The organism is Rhodococcus sp. ARC_M5, assembly GCF_022810405.1.
Lineage (GTDB): Bacteria > Actinomycetota > Actinomycetes > Mycobacteriales > Mycobacteriaceae > Rhodococcoides > Rhodococcoides navarretei.
On the sequence record NZ_JALGQE010000001.1, the window covers coordinates 413,617 to 435,944 of the forward strand.

Annotated in this window: 2 protein-coding genes; both read right to left on the reverse strand. The window is 62.8% G+C overall.

Annotated elements, in window-relative coordinates:
* Positions 1-27: 27 nt before the first annotated feature.
* Positions 28-8,181 carry a non-ribosomal peptide synthetase gene (locus tag MTX34_RS01965; protein WP_243608251.1) on the reverse strand — a complete coding sequence of 2,718 codons (8,154 nt, stop codon included), beginning with the start codon at positions 8,179-8,181 and terminating at the stop codon, positions 28-30.
* Positions 8,182-8,296: 115 nt separating this feature from the next.
* Complete coding sequence (locus MTX34_RS01970) at positions 8,297-22,264, reverse strand: non-ribosomal peptide synthetase (protein WP_243608252.1); 13,968 nt, start codon at positions 22,262-22,264, stop codon at positions 8,297-8,299.
* Positions 22,265-22,328 lie beyond the last annotated feature (64 nt).

The window sequence follows — 22,328 nt, forward strand, 5'->3', positions numbered from 1 at the left end:
CGAAAGCCGGGCCAGGATTCGGTGGTCCTACCGATCGAAGAACGCAACGAACTCGGCATCGGCCAACGCACCGACAGACGGTGCCTCGAGCACGGCCCGAAGTGGTACCGGACGCCCCAGAGCCTCTCCCAGCAATTTCGACAGCGCCATTGCGCCGAGCGAGGTGCCACCGAGCTCGAAGAAACTGCTGTCGAGTGAGATGTGATCGGTTTCGAGCACCGACGCACATACTCTCGATACCGCCCTGTCATCCTCGTCTGTCGTGCCGGACGTCGGAGGATGCGTCGGCACCGGCCAGGGCCGGGCGTCGATCGGTTCGAGTCCCGAGATCAGCGCGTCGATCTCGGCTCCGTGCGGGGAGGAGAAAGACTCCAACATCGCAGTGAAAGACCTGACCAGATGGTTCGCAGCGGCGATATCCACCACGTCGCTCATATGCTCGAGCCGCACGTGAATCCGTGCTCCCGCGGTGATGCGGAGTGCGATCGGGTAATGGGTCGACTCCGAAAACGTCATGCCCAGAACACGAAGGCCGTCTATCGACGCCGATTGCTGAGCAATTGCGGATTCGTCGACGGGATACGACTCGAACACTGTGAGCGTGTCGAAATCGGCGGCAGTGCCGACCGAACCTCGAATCTCGCTCAGACTCACGTGCTGGTGTTCGAGAAGCTCGACCTGCTCACGCTGGATGCGCTGCAGAAATTCGTCGACCGTGTCGCCTGCTCGCACACGAATCCGCACCGGGACCGTGTTGATGAACAAGCCCACCATGTTCTCGACCCCATCGATCTCGCCGGGTCGACCGGACACAGTCGCACCGAACACCACGTCGTCGCGTCCCATGGTTCGCGCGAGCAACAGCGCCCAGGCACCTTGAACAAGGGTATTGACGGTGACGTCGAGACGTCCCGCGCGTTCGGTGAGTGCTGCCGTGACCGTCTCCGGCACACTCGCCTCGAGCACCGAAGCCCAACCGGTCACGGATGTGCGAACGCTCCCTGCCACGAGAGTCGGTTCTGTCGCACCGTCGAACGCCGCGCTCCACGCCTCGAGCGCAAGGCGATCGTCCCGGCTGTTCAACCAGGACAGGAAAGAGCGATACGGCCGTGGACGCGGCAGCACCGAGTCGTCGCCGCGCAATGCGTACAGGGCAAGCAGTTCACGAAGCACGATCGGCATCGACCAGCCGTCCAGAACGATGTGGTGATCGGTAACGACCAGACGGTAATCGCCATCCGCCATACGAATCACTGCGAACCGCAGAAACGGGCCGGATTCGAGGTCGAACCTCCGAAGCCGGTCGGCCTCGACGATCTCGGCACAGCGGGCATCGCGCTCGGGTTCCGACATGGCTCGTAGATCGAATTCGTCGAATTGCACACCGCTACGGGGTAACACCAGTTGCGCGGGTTGACCGTCTCGGTCCTGGACGAACACGGTCCGAAGGTTCTGATGCCGAGCGATCAGAGCATTCGCCGCAGTGCGCAATCGTTCGACATCGAGCGTACCTCCGAGCATCAACACGACCTGGGGCATGTAGACGTCCGGGTCGACACCCGCCGCGAGAGCGTGATACTGAAACCCCGCTTGGAGCGGAGTCAACGGCCAGATGTCGTCGAGCGCGCCGTACCTGGCCTCCCAGATATCGATGTCAGACTGCGACACCGACACGAGCGGGGCGTCCGACGGCGTCAGACCTGCCGATTCGACGCCGTGCGAGAAACGGACGAGGGCGGTCAGCGCGTCGACCCACAACGCCGAGATGGATTCCGCATCCTCGGCGGACACGGTGCCCGACGCATAGGCGAAGCTGGCGTTCAACTGCTCACCGTCAGGTCCACCGACGACCATCGCGTTGATATCCAGCAGCGCTACAGCGGCCAGATCGTCCGGGTCCGTCTGGATGTCCGCCATGTCCGAGGCCGGCACCCAACCGATGTCGAGATGCTCGGTCGCCTCTGCCGACCCGTATCGACCGAGATAGTTGAACGAAATCTGTGGCGTGGTGCGCGTCATGGCTGCCGGCGGATCGGGTCGGAGATAGCGCAGGAGTCCGTACCCGATTCCCTTGTCGGGCAGCGACGCCAGTAGTTCCTTCACTCGTTTCAGCGCTGCACCTGCCGAAGCCCCTGCCGCGAAGGCGTCCGCCAGGTCGAGGTTCGTCAGATCCAGAGCGACCGGAAATACCGTGGTGAACCATCCGACGGTACGAGAGAGATCTGCGCCTGGAACCACGCCCTCTTCTCGACCGTGTCCCTCCAACAGGATCAGTGTGGTCGCACTGTCCACGCTCCGCTGCCGTCGCCATTGGGCCACCGCCATTGCGAGGCCCGTCAACAAAGCGTCGTTGACACCGCCCCTGATGATGCGGGGAACGTCCGTCAAGATGCCCGCTGTGACGGCCGCCGGCACGGACACCGACACCGACTTCATGGTCGATCGTCGGTCCTGGAGAGGATCGAACGGTCTGCTTCCGATGAGTGGATCACTCGCCTCCAGAACTCGGCACCAGTGCGCGATTTCGTCCGCGCGCTCGTCGCTGTTGGCCTCGGCGTACAGGCGATGGCTCCACGTCCGCATCGACGTTCCCACCGGTGCCAGCGCGAGTGGGGTTCCCGACGAATACTGGGCCCACGCGGTGACGAAATCCGGAATGAGGATCCGCCACGACACACCGTCGACAACAAGGTGATGCGCCACTACCAGAATGCGTCCTCGGCGGGTCGGACCGAAATCCAACCAGACGAACTGCAGTACAACGCCTCGGTCCGGAGCCAGTTCGGCGACCGCAGCATCGAGCGCGCGCGATCCTGCTGCAGAAGCGGCCTCGCTGCTCGCGGTTGCGTCCAACTCCACGCGGTGCACCAAGGCGTCCACGTCGATCGATCCCGCCGGAGAAACCTCGATACCGTACTGCCCGCCGCCGGGCGACAATCGCGCCCTGAGCATGTCGTGGTGGTCCACCACGGCCGAAATCGTCGCGAGAATTCCCTCTCGTTCGATGCCCGCAGGTAGTTCGAGGGCGGCCTGCTGAGTGAATCGAGAATACTGCGATCCGCGCTCGATCATTGCCTCGACGATCGGGGTGGTAGGCATGACACCGACACCCCCGCCGTCGATTTCCACCAGCACCTGGGCGTCTTCTGGAGTCGATTCGACGGCCGCCTCGGCCAGTCTCGCCACCGTTCTCGACTCGAAGACGTCACGCGGCTTGAAAGACACTCCACGCGACTTCGCACGCGAGACGAGCTGTATCGACATGATGCTGTCTCCGCCCAGCGCAAAGAACGAGTCGTCTACACCGACCTTCTCGACGCCCAGAATTTCCTGGAACAACGAAGACAGCAATGTCTCTGTATCGGACGTTGGTTCCCGATACGTGACGGTAGGAGCGAAGTGGTGAGCCGGCAGGGCTTTTCGATCGATCTTGCCGCTGGATCCGCGCGGGAGCTGTTCGAGCACAACGAGCGTGGCAGGCACCATGTAGCGCGGAAGTCGCGCGGCGGCGGTGGCGAGTATCGCAGCTTCGTCGAACGAACGTTCTGGGTGGAGTACGACGAAACCGACCAGGATGTTGTCGACGACAGTCGCCGCAGCAGCGCTTACGGCTTCATCGGCTCGCAGTGCCGACTCGATCTCGCCCAGTTCGATCCGCAATCCGTTCAGTTTGATCTGATCATCACGGCGTCCTACGTACACGAGGGAACCATCGGCACGGCGAAGGACCATATCGCCCGTTCGGTATAAGCGACTTCCCGGCGCGCCGAACGGGTCGGCCACGAATCGCTCCGCGGTCTGGCCCGGCCGAGATGCGTACCCCCGCGCCAACTGGATACCCGCCACGTACAGCTCGCCGACGACCGACACGGGTGCCTCGACAAGCCCGGAATCGAGAACGTGCAACCTCACGTTCGTGACGGCCACGCCGATCGGTACGACGGATTCGTCCACGTCGGTACTCGAGTGATGAGCAACCTGCACGGCAGTCTCGGTGGGGCCGTAGACATTGTGTACGTCTGCGACACCGAGCGCTCGGATATCCGAAGCAACCTGCCCCGGGAACTGCTCACCGCCGACCAGCACTGCGCGCAAGGAAGCGAACTGACTCGATCGGAGGGTATCGACCATCAGGGCGAGCACCGATGGGACGAATTGAGCAATCGAAATTTGCTGCGACGCGATCACTTCGGCCAAGTAATGCGGATCGGTGTGGCCGTCGGGCTCGGCCAGCACCAACTGCGCGCCGGTTACCAACGGTAGAAGTAGTTCCCACACCGACGCGTCGAAACCGATGGTGGTCTTCTGCAGAACCCGGTCCGATTTATCGACGCGAAACTCTGCCTGCAACCAGTCGAGTTGGTTGACGATGGCTCGGTGCGAGACGGTCACGCCCTTGGGTCGACCGGTCGAGCCCGATGTGAAGATGATGTAGGCAGAATTATCCGTCCTGAGCGGGGCGGCGAGTTCGACAGGCTGCAGAGGGCCGCCTGCGAATCCCGACAAGTCGAGCGTGTCGACTTGCACTACCTGTGGTCGGATCGACAGGGGCTCGGCCTGGTTGCCTTGTGGTACCGGCGCAGCCGCGGTCGTCAACACCAATGCCGGTGCCGCTACGCCGAGAACGAAGTCGACACGTTCCGCCGGCCATTCCGGGTCGATGGGAACGTACGCGCCTCCAGCAGCCAGAATCGCATAGATGGATTGCACCATCGCGTACGAACGGTGCCCGACGACTGCAACCGGGATCTCAGGCCCGACACCGGCCTGCACAAGGTAGCGAGCCAGAGCACGGACATCCGAGGCGAACTGCGCATAAGTCCGTGTGCTGTCGCGAAAAACGATTGCCGGCGCATCAGGCGAATCGGCGACCCGCGAGTCGAACCTGTCCATCACAGTCCCGAGGGCCGGAGCGCGAGCGGTGTCGTTCCAGCGCGCCAGGGCCGACTTCTCCTCGGCGCTGCGGAGGTCGAGTGAACGTATCGTGGCCGAGGGCTCCTCCGCGATCGCGTGCAGCACCTTGACGAAGCGAGCAGCAAAGGAGGCAACTGTCGACTCGTCGAAGAGGTCGGCAGCGTAAACGAAAGTCCCGCTCATCGTCCCGTCGTTCGCCTGCCGTTCGGGAGCAAGAGTCAGCGCGAGGTCGAATTGTGCTGTAGTCGTATCCAATTCGACAGCCGAGATGTCCAGTCCTGCCAGCGAGAACTCGGTCGCTTCGAGGTTCTGGAGGGTCAGCATCACCTGGAACAGCGGCGTATGAGACGTCGACCGCGGCGGGTCGATGATCTCGACCAGCCGCTCGAAGGGGATGTCGGCGTGCGCGAACGCGCTTCGGGAGGTGTCGCGAACAGAGTCCACCGTCTCGACCAACGTTCGCCGCCCGTCGATGTCGCTGCGCAACACCAGTGTGTTGACGAACATTCCGACCAACTCGTCGAGAGCCTTCTCGCCCCGACCCGCGACGGCGGTTCCCATCACTATGTCGTTCGTCCCCGATGTCGTTGCGAGCGAGACCGCCAGAGCCGTCGCGTATACGACGAAAGGGGTGGTGTTGCGGCTTCGGGCGAACTCGTCCAGTGCGGTCGACACCGCGCCGTCCACCGAAAACGTATGGGCGGCACCGGCACCGCTCGCCGACGCCGGTCGTGGCCGGTCGGTGGGCAAGGACGTCAGCTCCGGAACTCCGACGAGCGCGGCCTTCCAATAGGAAATCTGTTGTGAGACAATGGAGTCGGCATCATTTTCTTCGCCGAGCACCGCGCGTTGCCAGATAGTGAAATCGGCATATTGCACGTCGAGCTGCGGCAGACCGCCATCTTCACCCGCGGCACGACGGGCATAGGCAGTCATGATGTCGCGGGTCAACGGGCCGAGCGAAAATCCGTCCAAGGCGATGTGATGCGCGACGAGCACCAGCACAGCATCGCTCGCAGCTGCCGCGTCCTCACCGTCGATCTCGAACAGGGCGGACCTCAGGGGCACCTCGGTGGTGACGTCGAAGCCGCGTGCGAAGAAGTCGGTCAGTCGCGAGATCAATGCCCCCTCGTCGACTGCCTCGCGCCGAAATTGCGAGGTCACCTCTTCGGGCGAGAGCACCATCTGAATACCGGACCCATCGATCTCCGGGTACACGGTCCGCAGCACCTCGTGCCGTCGGATCACGTCACCGATTGCGGCGGTGAGTGCCTGGACATCGAGTACACCGCTCAACCGAATCGCCAAGGGAACGTTGTACGCCAGCGATTCGGGGTCGAATCGATTGATGAACCACATACGCTGCTGCGCGAACGACAGTGGAATCCGATCGGGCCTGTGTTGTGGTCCGAGCGGTTCGTACGCTCCATGATCGAGCTCGGAGACAACCGTGGCCAGTCCCGAAACCGTCGCAATCTCGAATACCTCGCGCGCTCCGAACTGGACCTCGAACGCCGCACCGATTCGCGCTGCCAGCCGAGTAGCGGACAGCGAATTGCCGCCCAGTTCGAAGAAGTCGTCGTCTCTGCCGACCCGTTCGACCCCCAGAATCTCCTGGAACACCGCAGCGACAGCGATCTCGGCGGGAGTCACCGGAGCGCGATACTCGCGCTGGGCGAAGATCGGTTCCGGCAACCGAGCTCGGTCCACCTTGCCGGCGGGAGTGAGAGGGACCTCGTCGACGACCATTATCGACGATGGAATCATGTGCTTGGGCAGCGCTTTTCGGGCAAACTCTGTCAATTCCTCGACACTGGGCTGGGCATCGGGGCCGAGCCGTACATACGAGACCAGCGCAACCTCGCCTCCGTCTCCTGGACGATCGATGGTGATCGCGAAGCGGACGGACGGGTGTGCAGCGAGAGCACTGTCGATCTCGCCGAGCTCGATCCGAAAACCACGGATCTTGACCTGAAAGTCATTACGACCGACGAACTGCATTGCTCCCGCAGACGTTCGGCGCACCACGTCACCGGTCCGATACATGCGAGCAGGTACGTCCGCGAAAGGGTCGGCGACAAATCTGTTCGACGTCAAGCTCGGCTTGCCGCCGTAACCGCGGGTGACGCCGGCACCGGAGAGATACAACTCGCCCGCCACCCCGTTCGGTACCGGACGCAGTCGCCGATCCAGGACGTGAGCGGTGGTTCCTTTTATTGCATCTCCGATAGTCACCGGGTCACCCGGCGACAACTGGGGCGAGATCGTGCTGACTACCGTTGTTTCGGTAGGGCCGTACGCGTTGAAGAACTTTCGGCCGCGCCCCCATACTTCGACGAGTTCGGACGGGCAATTCTCTCCGCCGGTCACAACCACTTCGAGCGTGTCCAACCCGTCGGGCTCGATCGACGCCAACGCAGCCGGCGTCACGAAGGCGTGCGTAACCCGCTGTTGTCGAAGCAGTTCGGAGAGCTCGAGTCCTCCGAAGGTGCCGGTCGGCACGATGACCATCGTCGAACCCGCCGCGATGGCCATAAGCAATTCGAGAATCGACGCGTCGAAGCTGGGGGACGCGAAATGCAGTGTGCGGGAGGTCGCAGACGTTCCGTATCGCGCCTGTTGTTCGGCCGCCAGGTTCGCGAAACCGGCGTGGGTCACTACGACCCCCTTCGGCACTCCCGTCGAGCCGGAGGTGTAGATGATGTAAGCCGTGTTGGTATCGCGCAGCGGAGCAAGTCGATCGGTCAATGCGACCCTGTCGGCGCTGACACCCGCGACGGCAGTCGCGAAATCGGAGTCGTCTATCACCGTCCAAGTGCAGTCCTGCGGAAGGCGATCGACGAACTCACCTGTTGTCAGTCCGACGCTGGCTCCCGAATCGGACAACATGTGCCGAACACGGTCGGCTGGGTAGGTCGGGTCGACGGGGACGAACGCAGCACCCGACTTGGCCACCGCCCACAACGCGAGCACCGATTCGATCGATCTCGATATCGCAATGGCAACGACATCCTCGGGGCCGACGCCTTGCCGGATCAGAAGACGCGCCATCTGTGATGAACGCCGATCCACTTCGGCATAGGACATGGTGTGGTCTCCGAGAACCAACGCGTCCCGGTGTGGATCCATCTCTACCGCGGCGGACAACAGCTGCGGCAACAAGGGAGTGGTGTTGCGTACCCGACGAGGCCGACGCGCCCGCTCCTTCCGAACAGGCTGGACCGTTTCGAGAGGCGGCGTCTCCGCCGAATCACGATTGTCGCTCATGCTTTTCCCATCACGTTGCCCATGGTGTTCAGTTTCCTCGGTGTCGTCCGCGCATCAGCGGTTGCCCTCCGATTCCGGAAGCCGTCTGTGCGGCCGAGACGACTCCCGCGCCCGATCACCCACGATCGAAAGGGACCAAGTCGGTAACGAGTTCCACCTCCGCCGAAGCATTCGAGACCTCGGACGTGTCGTTCACACCGGTGACGACCAAGGCTTCCAGGTCCTCCAGATCCCCAACATTCACCGTCCGAGCGAAATCGGCCTCTACGACGGCGTGAGTGACCCACTCGTCTGCGAGCTGTTCGGCGAAGTCGGAATTTCCGCCGCCGTTCTCCACCGCACCGGGCACCACCCAGGCAGCGCCCACCACAGCGGCCGCCAATACTGTCCACAACTGCCACACCTCGCCGGTGCTGCGATCTGCGGCCAACCGGCCGTCGTACGAGATGCCGAGCCTTGCGTTCGATTTGCTGAGCCAGTCGACGACTTCGGCGTTCGTCCACCGTGCCACATGGCCGTCGCCGCGGACCACCGAGACCGCAGGATCGGCTGCGCCCAGGATCCGGGTTCTGGCCGAATAATCCACCGGTCTCGGCGACGCTGCTGCGATGGCATCGATTGTCAGTGGATCGTCGACAGCTATCAGCCGAACGCCTTCCGGTACTTGCGCGACCGAGGTCCCCAGGACGAACTGCGCTCGGGAGGCCTCCGTCGAGTCGGCGGGCGCATTCACGTTGTCACCGACCACGATCACGCCACCGGCAAGTGCCACTGCCCACACTGCTACCGCCCATTCGACCGACACGGGCAGTGCGATAACCACGTCGTCACCCGGCCCGACACCCGCCTCGATCAATACACGCGCGAGTCGGGACGAGCGACCCTCGACGTCGGAGAACGGCAGTTCATCTCCAGCCCGAACGAATGCAGGTGCGTCCGAGTCCGATTCGACAACGGCCGACATCGTCTGGGCAAGTGTGCGACCTCCGGTGACAGGAGCCAGTGGTGTCTCCACGGGCTCGAGCGCCACCGCTCCCCGACGTTCGTGCACGGTCATGATGTCGATATCGCCCACGATCCCGTAGGGATTTTCGGCGACCGCATCGAGAATGTACGTCAGTCTCTCGGCCATGGAGCGCGCAGTATCTGCGTCGAACAGGTCGGTTGCGTACAGCAGCGATCCGAACAGACCCAGCGGCCGACCGTCCTCGTCGATGCGCTCCTCGATAGTGAACTGCAGATCGAACTTGGCCGCGAGCTCACCCGTGTCGAGCCCCTCGACGGTGAGTCCGGGCAGGTTCAGATGTACGCGTTCGAGATTCTGGAACGACAGGACCACCTGGAAAATCGGGTGGCGGGCCTGCGACCGCGCAGGGACCACGGCGTCGACGACATCCTCGAACGGGACGTCCGCATTGGACAACGCACCGAGGTCCGTCGTGCGAACGAGATCGACCAGACCCGAGAACGTATCCCCCGAATCGACGACGGTGCGCAACGCGAGTGTGTTTACGAACATGCCGACCAGCTCATCGAGTTCGGCCGCACCTCTACCGGCTACCGGAGTGCCTATCACTATGTCGTCGCTACCGCTCAGCCTGCTCAGTAGCACCGACAGCGCGGCATGCACGAGCATGAACAGCGATGTGCCACGGTCCCGCGAGAACGCCGTAAGACCTGCATGCGTCGTGTCGCTCACCGAGAAATCGACGGAGTGTCCGCGCATGGTCCGTGTCGCGGGCCTCGAACGATCGAGCGGGAGGTCAACGGTGTCGGGGCTGCCGGCCAATGCCGTCTTCCAGTACCGAAGCTGCTGGGAGGCAATCGAATCCGGATCGTCCACCGTACCGACAACCTGACGCTGCCACAGAGTGAAGTCGGCGTATTGGACGGGGAGTTCCGACCACTCGGGTGCTGACCCGTTCGCCCGAGTCGCGTACGCAACCATGACATCGCGAGCAAGCGGAGCGATGGAAGCACCGTCTGCAGAGATGTGGTGGACAACCACGGCGAGCACGCGATCGCCGGGTGACAGCTCGAAGAGGGCAATTCGCACCGGCACCGCCCGAGAAACATCGAAACCGGCCGACACGAACTCGGCTATTGCCGCAATCGCTCCCCGATCGTCCTCCACAGCACGCGGTGTCAGATCGAACGTGACCTCGGCGGCCGACAGAATTTTCTGGTGCGGGCCGTCGGTGTCGGACGGATAGACCGTGCGTAGCGATTCGTGGCGCGCCACGACATCTGCCACCGCACGTTCGAGCGCAGACACGTCGAGGTTGCCGGAGAGCCGGACGGCCAGTGGAATGTTGTAGGAACCCGACCGCGGGTCCAGGTTGTTCAGTACCCACATGCGTTGCTGTGCAAGCGAGAGCGGAATCCGCGCCGGCCGCTCGCCCGCCACCAGAGCGGGTCTGCTACCCCCACCGACCAGCTCGCCGATGGCAACGGCAAACGTTTCGACGGTAGACGAATCGAATACGACGCGAACGGGCACAGTTGCATCCAAAGCCGCACCGACCCGAGACGCTACCTGAGTAGCGATCAGCGAGTTTCCCCCGAGCTCGAAGAAATCGTCGTCCCGCCCAACTTTGTCGACTCCCAACACATCCGCGAAGACCTGAGCCACAACGCGTTCGGTATTCGAGGCAGGCTCGCGGAACTCTCGGCCTTCGAATTTTGGTTCGGGCAACGCCTTCCGGTCGAGCTTCCCGTTGACGGTCAACGGAATCTCGTCCACCGCAACGAACGCCGATGGAACCATGTACTCCGGCACCAGCTCGGCCACCCCGGCTCGAAGCGCATTCACGTCGGCTGTTCCGACCACGTATGCCACCAAACGCTGCGCACCGGGAGAATCCTCACGCACGATCACTGCAGTTGCGCTGACGCCATCTTGCGCGGAGACCGCGGCCTCGATCTCGCCGAGTTCGATACGGAAGCCGCGGACCTTGACCTGATCGTCGGAACGACCCAAATAAATGAGGTCTCCGCCGCCCGACTCGCTGTGGCCCCAGCGAGCGACGTCGCCGGTTCGATACAGCCGTCCTTTACCGAACGGGTTCGCGATGAATCGCGCTGCCGACAGGTCGGCGCGACCGAGATATCCCCGCGCCAGCTGACCGCCCGACACGTAGAGCTCTCCTGCGACACCGACTGGCACGGGCAGCAACCTGTTGTCGAGTACGTAGATTCCGAGTCCGGAGATCGGGGCACCGATGACCGACGCAGAGCCGACAGAAGCTGCAGACAGGGCACGCAGAGAGACATGCACGGTTGTTTCGGTGATGCCGTACATGTTGACCAGCAGAGGTCCGCTGGTCGAACCGTCACCGTGACGGTCGAACCAGCCGGTAAGGCGGCGAGGCTCGAGGGCTTCACCGCCGAAAATGACGAATCGCAACGCAAGCGCGTTCGCGTCCTGAGGCTCCTGCTCTCGGTCGGACTCGGCAAGCTGATAGAACGCCGACGGCGTCTGATTGAGAACGGTGACGCCCTCGCGGACCAGTAGTTCACGGAACGCCTCCGGAGAGCGTGCGGTGAAGTAGTCCACCATCACCACTGTGCCGCCGTGCAAAAGCGGTCCCCACAACTCCCATACCGAGAAGTCGAAGGCATAGGAGTGGAACATCGTCCAGACATCGGTCTGGTCGAATCCGAAGAACGAGTCGGTGTTGTCGATCAACCGCAGAACGGTGTGATGCGGGATCTGTACACCCTTGGGTCGTCCGGTAGATCCGGATGTGTAGATGACATAGGCAAGATTGTCTCCTCGCAACGGAGCCACGCGGTCCGCATCCGTCACACGGGAGGGAGATCGACTCGAATCCTCCTGTGCAACGTCGAGAATCGGCACAGCCGCGGCGCGAATGCCCGCAGCCGATTCACCGGACAGAACTTCGGTCGTGGTTACCGCAGCGATGGGAGCAGCGTCGGCCAGCATGAAATCAACACGTTCACGCGGGTACGACGGGTCGACGGGGAGATACCCGGCACCCGACTTGATCACGGCCAGGAGCGCGACGACCAGGTCGGCCGAGCGCGGAAGTGCAACCGCCACCAGTGAATCCGGACCAGCTCCAGTGTCGATCAGCCGTCGGGCCAGGCGATTGACACGGGCATCGAGTTCGGCGTACGTCAGCGAGGTGTCCGCGTAACGCAGCGCCACACTCTGCGGGAACGCGGCAACTGCCGAGTCGAACCGATCGACCAGTGTCGCACCACCGACGTGCACATCAGGTCCGGATGAACTCCACTGCGTGAGCAGACGTTCGCGTACCTCCCTGCCGACGATGTCGATATCGCCGACTGCGGTCGCCGGATCCGTCACGGCACCGGAAAGTACCGTAAGAAATTGATCAGCCATAAGTGCGACGGTCGACGAGTCGTACAGATCGGTCGCGTAGATGAATTCGATCGTTCGAGAACGGCGTCCATCGGATTGCTCGTGCGGCTCCGTGACCGTGATCTGTAGATCCATCTTGGCCACTGCGGCATCGAAGTCGACGGCGGAGGCAGTCAACCCTGGCAACTCGAATGAGGTGTTGCCGAAGTTCTGGAACGTGAGCAACACCTGAACCAACGGATGGAGCCCCTGTACACGGGATGGATCGACCACCTCGACTACCCGCTCGAACGGAACATCGGCGTGCGCGAACGCAGCCAGATCCACCTCGCGCACACCTGCCAGAACCTCGTCGAATGTCGAAGAGCCATCGACCGAAGTGCGCAACACCAACGTGTTGACGAACATCCCGATCACATCGTCCAGCGCCGCTTCGCCCCGACCGGCGACGGGCGTGCCTACCGCAACGTCCGCGCTACCCGACAGCCGCGACAGCAGCACTGCCAACGCTGCATGCACCACCATGAACGAGGTGACACCGCGCTCGGCGGCCAGGGAATCGATTGCCTCTGTCGTCCGTTCGTCGAGTACACGGGTGAGCGATGCCCCGCGTCCGCTCGCAGCCGGCGGGCGTGGGCGATCCGTCGGCAAGACCAACTCGTCGGGGTGGCCCGCCAAGGAAGTTTTCCAATAGGACTCCTGGACTGCGATCAGTGAGGCCGGGTCATCCGCGGACCCTAGAACCTCTCGCTGCCACAGGGTGTAATCGGCGTACTGCACCGACAACGGAGCCCAGTCTGGAGCGTTTCCGTCGATGCGTGCGATGTAAGCGGTGATGACGTCTCGCATGAGCGGGATCATCGAGAACCCATCGGCCGCAATGTGATGCGCGACGACCACAAGGACATGCTCGGTCGCGCCAGTCACGAGGAGACGAATGCGGACCGGCACAGTTCGGGTGACGTCGAATCCTCCGGTCACGAGGTCGACCACCGTGCCGTACATGTCGGATTCGTCTACCTGCTGCACGGCGAAATCCGTCCGTACGGATGTCGGGGGCAAGATCACTTGAATTCCTGTGCCCGCAGTTTCGGGGTACACCGTGCGCAGGATCTCGTGCCGTGTCACCACGTCGTCCACCGCTGCCGTCAACGCATCGACATCGAGCACGCCACTGAGTCGCACGGCAACGGGGATATTGTTGACCGCCGAATCGGCGTCGAGTCGATTCAGGAACCACATGCGCTGCTGGGCGAGGGAGAGTGGAATTCGATCCGGCCGTGGCATCGCCGTCAACTCGAGGTGGCCACCGGTGTGGGATTGCACGCGCGCGGCAAGCGACTCGACGGTCGACGCCTCGAACAAATCGCGTACCGGTACTCGGGAGTCGAGAGCTGCGCCGAGCCGCGCCACGAATTGTGTTGCAATGAGGGAGTTCCCACCGAGAGCAAAGAAATCGTCGTCCAGACCTACTCTTTCGACACCGAGGACGTCGGCGAAAATATTCGCGACTGCCTCTTCTGTCGGGGTGGTGGGCGCCCGGAATTCCGTTGCCTCGAATTTGGGTGCGGGCAGGGCCTTGCGGTCGAGCTTGCCCGAAGTGTTCAGGGGAAACTCGTCCAGCGCGACGATGGCGCTGGGAACCATGTACCGGGGCAAGGCCTCGGTGAGCGCAGCGCGCAGTCCGACCACGTCGATGATCGCTTCTGCCGAGGGAACGACATAACCGACCAGCTGATCCCCCGCGTCGGTGGCGACCACAGCGACGGACGCCAGCGCGACCGCCGGGTGCGCGACGAGAGCCGATTCGATCTCACCGAGTTCGATACGTTGTCCCCTGAACTTCACCTGGAAGTCCGTTCGTCCGACGTAATCGAGCCGGCCGTCCGGTCGCTGCACGACGACGTCACCGGTTCGGTACATGCGGCTGCTTGCCGACGAAGAGGACGAAGTGAAGGGGTTGGCCACGAAACGGTCCGCGGTAAGGTCGACTCTGCCGTAGTACCCACGGGCGAGCTGCACCCCGGCGAGATACAACTCACCCGGGACACCCGGCAGCACCGGTGCCAAACGTGAATCGAGAACGTAGACGGCGCAATTCCATTCGGGACAACCGATCGAGACTGCGGATCCCGCAGCCGTGTCTGTCACGTCGGCGTAGGTGATCGACACGGCGGCCTCGGTGGGGCCGTACAAATTGTGCACTCGCGCATCGGAAACCCTCGCAAAGTCGCGAACGGCTTCACTCGGAAGCGCCTCACCGATGACGAATATCTGCTTCAGGGTCTCGATGGACTTTCGCGACACGGCGGCGGCGAATACCGACAGCATCGTCGGGACGAAGTCGGTGACAGTAACGGACCGACGCGCAATGACCTCAGCGAGGTAGCTCGGATCCCTGTGACCGTCCGGTGTTGCCAGAACCAGGGACGCTCCGACCTGCAGTGGTAAGAAGAAGCCCCACAACGAAACGTCGAAAGTGGTTGCCGTTTTTTGTAGGTACACATCTTCTGATGCGAGCCCGTATTCGGACTGCATCCATTCCATCTGGTTCACAATCGACCGGTGACCGACGGCAACACCCTTGGGATTGCCAGTGGAGCCGGACGTGAAAATGACGTACGCGACCGACTCGGGTGACGCCTTCGCACGCGATGACTCCACCGCACTCGCGGTGGGTGGCGGATCGTGCACATCGATCACGGGAAGCGGCTCCGGAGCGTTGAAGTCGTCTTCGGATCTCGAGAGCACACAGATCGGGTCGGCGGCAGAAAGAATGTATCGAACCCGTTCTGCCGGATGGTCGGGATCGATGGGGACAAAACCTGCCCCCGAGCGGAGTACCGCATACATGCCGACGACCAGATCGATGGATCGCCGCATCGCCAGAGCAACAAGGTTGTCAGCACCTGCGCCAGCGCGGACAAGTGTCCCCGCCAATTCGTCTACCCGAGCGGAGAATTCACGGTAGGTGAGGGACTGATTCTCGTACACGACCGCAATGGAATCTGGAAACTCGACCACTGCAGCATCGAACCGATCGAGAAGAAGAACCGTGTCGACCTCATGCTCGGAACCGGTCCCCAACCGTATCAATTGCACGCGTTCGTCGTTGGACATCAAATCGATGTCACCCACAACCACCGACGGCTCTGCGACGATCGTTGTGAGAACCCGCATCAGTCTGGCTTCTATCGATTCGACACCAGAAGGGTCGAAAAGATCTGTGGCGTAGTTGAACTCGACAGACCAACCGCCATCGTCGGCCATATCCGAGACCGCGATCTGTAGATCGAATTTGGCAGTTCCGGTATCGAACTCCACTGCAGAGACCGAGAGACCGGGCAGCACGAGTTCCGCGGCACCGAGGTTCTGGAAGAACAGGGCAACCTGGAACAACGGATGACGAGCCGTCGATCGAGCCGGGTCCAATATTTCGACAAGCCGCTCGAACGGTATGTCCGCGTTGGAAAACGCGTTCAGATCACCTACACGGATTCTTTCGAGAACTTCGTCGAATCGGGCATTCGGATCTATACGGGTCCGCAAGACCAGGGTGTTGACGAACATACCGATCATGCCGTCCAGAGCCGCCTCGCCGCGCCCCGCAATCGGCGCACCGACTGCAACGTCGTCGGTACCCGACAGCCGAGACAGCAGCACTGCAATTGCCGCGTGGACAACCATGAACGGGGTTGAACGCTGCTGTGCCGCCAGCCGTTCCACCTCGACCCGAACGGATGCCGGAACCACGAAACGATGAGTGGCACCTCGATAGCTGGCCACCGCGGGCCTCGGGCGATCGAATGGCAGATTCAGCTGTTCCGGCAGTCCATCGAGCTGGACCTGCCAGAACTTCTTCTGAGCGCCGAGGATCGACTCCGGGTCGTCCTCGGAGCCGAGTACTTCGCGCTGCCACAACGTGTAATCGGCGTATTGCACCGGCAGCGGGTCCCAGGTCAGATCGAGACCTTCCTCCCGAGTCGTGTAAGCCCGCACCACGTCTCGCGCCAACGGTCCGACCGAGTAACCATCTGCAGCGATGTGGTGGACCACAATTACCAAGATGTGCTCGTTCGAGGACACCTGGAACAGTCCGGCGCGTAGTGGTACTCGCGACGTGACGTCGAACCCTCCCGACACGAACTCCTGGATCGACGCGATCAACTGCGACTCGTCGACGGGTATCGGCGTGAGATCGGGTGCCACCGAATGCGGAGGTACTACTTGCTGGTAGCCCACACCGTCGATTTCCGGATACACGGTCCGGAGTGATTCGTGACGAGTCAAAAGATCGACGACAGCACGATCCAAAGCGTGGCAATCCAACTGCCCCGACAGCCGGATCGCGACCGGGATGTTGTTGACGGCGGATTCCGGCTCGAGACGATTGAGGAACCACATGCGCTGCTGCGCCATCGACAGAGGGATTCGTTCCGGCCTGGGCTGCGGCCGAAGCGGCACCATTGCACCGGTGTGGGATTCGATCCGAGCCGCGAAGTCCTCGACGGTCGGTGCCTCGAACAGGGTTCTCAGAGCGACCTTGGTCCCCAATGCCTCGCTCACGCGAGACACCACTCGTGTCGCAACCAAAGAGTTGCCTCCGAGCGCGAAGAAGTCGTCTCTGCGGCCGACTCGTTCCACGTCCAGGACTTCGGCGAAGACCGCGGCGACGGTCTGCTCGACGGGATCGACAGGAGCCTCGAAACGCGCAGCCGACAGTGTGGGCTCAGGTAGAGCTGTCCTGTCAAGCTTTCCGGAGGTGTTGAGCGGGAACCGGTCGAGAACCATGACGGTGGCAGGAATCATATACGAGGGCAAAGTGGACCCGAGTTCGGCGCGAAGGGACTCGACGTCGACGGTGGCGGTGGGGGTGGCAATGACGTAACCCACCAATTGATCACCGGTCGCTGTGGCCACGACGCGCACGGCAGCTTGGGCCACCGCGTCCTGCAGTGCCAGAGCACCCTCGATTTCGTCCAGTTCGATTCTCTGCCCCCGGAACTTGACCTGGAAGTCGGCCCGCCCGAGATAATCCAGTCGCTCGCTCGAATTCCACCGAACGAGGTCACCGGTTCGATACAACCGCGTCGACGACGCACTGTCGGTCGCGAAGGGGTTGGCCACGAATCGGCCGGCCGTCAGGTCGGGACGACCCAGGTAGCCGCGGGCAAGCTGAACACCACCCAGATACAGCTCTCCTGTGACACCGTCCGGCACTGGATGCAAGCGGGAGTCCAAAACGTAGACCTGCGAATTGGCTTCCGGCACACCGATGTCGACGGAGTTGCCGTATGCGTGATCGGTGACATCCGCGTAGGTTATGGACACTGCCGCTTCGGTCGGACCGTAGAGGTTGTGGGTCCGAGCGGAAGACACCCGCCCGAAAGCTCGGATCGTCTCTACGGGGAGCGCCTCACCAATGACGAAAATGCGATCGAGGGACTCGATCGACACCGAATCCACGGCCGATGCGAACACCGACAACATCGTCGGGACGAAGTCGGTGACAGTGACCTGCTCGCGTCGTATGACGGACGCCAAGTACTCGGGATCGCGATGTCCGTCAGGTGTCGCCAACACCAGCGTGGTGCCGTGGCGAAGCGGCCACAGGTATCCCCACAGCGAAACGTCGAAGGTCGTCGCCGTTTTTTGGAGATAGACATCGGTCGGCTCGAGACGGTACTGCGACTGCATCCAGTCCAGTTGGTTCACGATCGCACGATGGCTGACGGCAACACCCTTCGGTTTGCCTGTCGAACCGGACGTGAAAATTACGTAGGCAAGGCCGTCCGGGCCGACGCGACGAACTCGAGGACGCTCGATCGTGCCGACAGCCGAACCGATGTCCACCGCCGTGATGTCGGCAGGCGGCAAGAATTCGTCGCTGCCGCGCACCAGAACGCATTCAGGTTGCGCCTGGGTGAGAATGTGGCCGACCCGCTCGATGGGGTGATCCGGATCGATCGGAACAAACGCCGCCCCGGCTCGCATGACCGCATAGATGGCGACGACGAAGTCGACAGACCGGCGAATCGCAACTGCAACGAGGTCGTCAGGTCCGATGTTCATCGATATCAGTTGAGCAGCAACTGCATTGACTCGGCCGTCGAGATCGGCGTACGTCAGGCTCTCGCCGTCGGATACAACCGCCCGCGCATCTGGGGTTGCGGCGACTCGGGCATCGAATTCGTCGAGGACCAGTCCGTCCGGCACGCTGTCGGCCGTGTCGTTGCGAGCACGGACGAGGATGTCGATCTCGGACTCACTGAGCAGTTCGATGTCCCCGACCCGTGTTCCCACGTCGGTGCACATCTGCTCCAGAACGGAGACCAGACGGGATGCGAAGCGCTGCATCGTCGACTCGACGAAAAGATCTGTTGCGTAGGTGAATTCGAGATTCCATCCACCCTGTTCGGCGTCCGAAACAGTGACCTGCAGATCGAATTTTGCTGCGGTAGCGTCGATGTCGACGGCACCGATCACCACACCGGGTAGTTCGAGTGACTCCGCCTCGAGGTTCTGAAAGAACAACGCAATCTGTACGAGCGGATGCCGTCCCTGCGAACGGGCAGGGTCGAGCTTTTCCACAACACTCTCGAACGGTACGTCGGCGTTCGCGAAAGCGTCGAGGTCCGTCTTGCGAACCGCCGCCAGCAGCTCCTCGACAGTCGAGCCGGGGTCGACATCCGTACGCAGAACGAGGGTGTTGACGAACATTCCGATGAGCGCGTCGAGTTCGGGCTCGCCGCGTCCCGCGGTGGGAGCTCCAATTGCGATATCGGTGGTTGCAGCGAGCCGTGCCACAAGAATTGCCAGAGCCGAGTGCATCACCATGAACGGGGTGACCTGTGACTGCCGTGCCAGCTCGATAGCACCGGCTCGAACGTCCGAATCGACCACCATACGAATGGTTCGCCCGATTCCGGCGGCTACGGCAGGACGCTCGAAGTCGGTCGGGATCTCCAGTTGCGCGGGCAGGCCGGCCAACCGCTCGGACCAGTACGAAAGCTGCAAGCCTGCAATGGAACCACCGTCGAGTGGGTCGCCCAGATACGCTCTTTGCCACAGCGTGTAGTCCGCGTAGTGAACCGGTAGCGGTGCCCACTGCGGTGCACCACCGGCAGCGCGCGCCAGGTATGCAGTCATGAGGTCACGAACCAGCGGCCCGAACGAAAATCCATCGGCCGCAATGTGATGCAGGACGACGACGAGTACGTGTTCTTCATCGGCGGTTCGAAGCAGTGATGCCCGGACAGGGACCTCGGTGGTGACATCGAAGCCGGCAGTGGCCGCGGCGAATACCGTGCCGGCGACCTCCGATTCGGCCACCGGCTGTGTTGCCAGCAGCACCGGACTCTCGGCCGAGTCGAGCACCAGCTGCGTTCCGGTCCCGTTCTGCTCCGGATACACAGTGCGCAGTGTCTCGTGCCGAGCCACGAGGTCTCCGAGAGCCGCCTGCATCGACGAAACGTCCAGTGCACCCGTCAACTTCACGGCAATCGGAATGTTGTTCGCACCGGACTCCGGATCCAACCGGTTCAAGAACCACATGCGCTGTTGCGCCAACGACAACGGCACGATGTCAGGTCGGTTCTGACGGGTGAGCGGTTCACGAACCGCAAGTTCCGACGCCCCCGACTCGTCTACGAGCGTGGCGAGCCCAACCACTGTCGGAGCATCGAAGAACCCGCGCACATCGACGCCGACCTTCAGGTCGGCGTTGACTCTGGCGATCGCTCGCGTCGCGCTCAGTGAGTTGCCGCCGAGTGCGAAGAAGTCGTCGTCCACTCCGACGCGCTCGGCTCCGAGAATGTCCTCGAACACCCTGACGACAGCCCGTTCGGTGTCGGTTTCGGGAGCCCGGTATTCCGCGGCCGACACGCTGGCATCGGGCTTCGGCAGGGCCCTGCGGTCGAGTTTGCCGCTCGCATTGAGAGGGAGCTCGTCGAGCCCGACGAACACACCGGGCACCATGTAGTCGGGAAGTCGGCCGCGCAGGCCGGCCGAGAGCGCGTCCGCATCCACGCTTCCGCTCACGGTAACGACGTACGCCACGAGCCGGTCGTCCACACCGGAATCGGAGTCGTCGGACACCACGACCACTACCGCCTGACGGACGTCGTCCTGGGCGACGAGCGCGGCCTCGATCTCGCCGAGCTCGATGCGCAAACCGCGTAGCTTGACCTGAAAGTCGGTACGTCCCAGATACTCGAGGACGCCGTCGGAGTTCCACCGGACGAGGTCGCCTGTGCGGTACATCCGGGTGCCATCGCCGGCTGGATCGGCCACGAAACGGTCGGCTGTGAGGTCCGGTCGAGCCATGTACCCGCGCGCCAACTGGACGCCCGCAAGGTACAACTCGCCCGGGACTCCTGGCGGGGTCCGGCCGAGCCCTTCGTCGAGAACGTGCAACTCGGTGCGAGGCACCGCAACTCCGATGGGAACCGACACCCCGTCCGAATCGTCGGTGCGGTGATAGGTGACGTCGACTGCCGCTTCGGTCGGCCCGTAGAGGTTGTGTAGATCCGCATCGAGCACTTCGTGAAATCTTCGCGCTGCCGCTGCGGGTAGCGCCTCGCCTGAAGCGAATACCTGCCGCAGACTCGGAATGCTGGGTGTAGCAACCGAATCGAACAAACCGAGGAACACCGCGAGCATCGACGGCACGAAGTGGGCTGTGGTCACTCCCTGCCGCGCCATGGCGTCGGCGATATAGGCCGGGTCGCGGTGCCCGTCGGGCGCAGCGATGACCAACGTTGCACCCGCCTGCAGCGGCCAGAAGAACTCCCACACCGACACATCGAAGGTGAACGGAGTCTTCTGCAACACCACATCCGCCTCGGTCAGCGGATAGTCCCGCTGCCGCCAATCGAGGTTCGCAACGATGGCCTCGTGCGACACCGCCACACCCTTGGGCCGACCGGTCGATCCGGAGGTGAAAATGACGTAGGCCGTGTTCTCCGGCTCGAGCGGCCGCATGCGCTCGTCATCCGACATCGGCACCGGTGACAGCCCGGACAAGTCCTCGGTATCGACGTAGAGAATCGAGGTGCCGCTCGGCAGCGCAGTGTTCTCGGCGGTGGTGGTCAGCACCAGAAGCGGCCGAGCGATGTCCAGCACGTAAGAGATGCGGTCGGCCGGATGAGCCGGATCCAGCGGCACGTACGCGCCGCCCGCTTCCACGATGGCATACATGGCGACCAACAACTCGACAGAGCGGGAGATCGACAATCCGACGGCAGTGTCAGGTCCTACGCCCAGATCAACCAGCCGGCGTGCGAGGGTGTTCACCCGCGCGTCGAATTCGGCGTAGGTCAACGACAGGCCCTCGAAACGCAGTGCTTCCGCGTCGGGTGTCCGCTGCACCTGCGCACGAAAGCGGCCGGGCAAGGTCTCGGCCGACGCGGCCGGAGCGGCCGAAACAAAGTCGCCCAACACCGCGCGTGCGTCGGCCACCACGTGGGCCACGATCGACTCGAGTCCGCCGGCCACGGATTCGATGGCACCCGGCGCGACCGTGGACAGTGCCAACGGGACCAGCGCGTCGGCACCGAGAACACCGCCCATTGCGGTATCGAGGTTGGTCAGCTCCTGGTGCAGAGCGCCGTACGACACCGATTCGCCGCCGAACTCGAGGGCGGTGCGATCTCCCTCGTCCTGGGCCACGCGGGAAACCAGTCCCGGTAGATCGTCGATCGCCGTCGAGTGCGAACCGGACCCACCAGAAACCATTTACTTCATCCTCCCGCTCACTGCACCTGAAATCGCGTTCGATCGATTATCCCTACCGCCGACC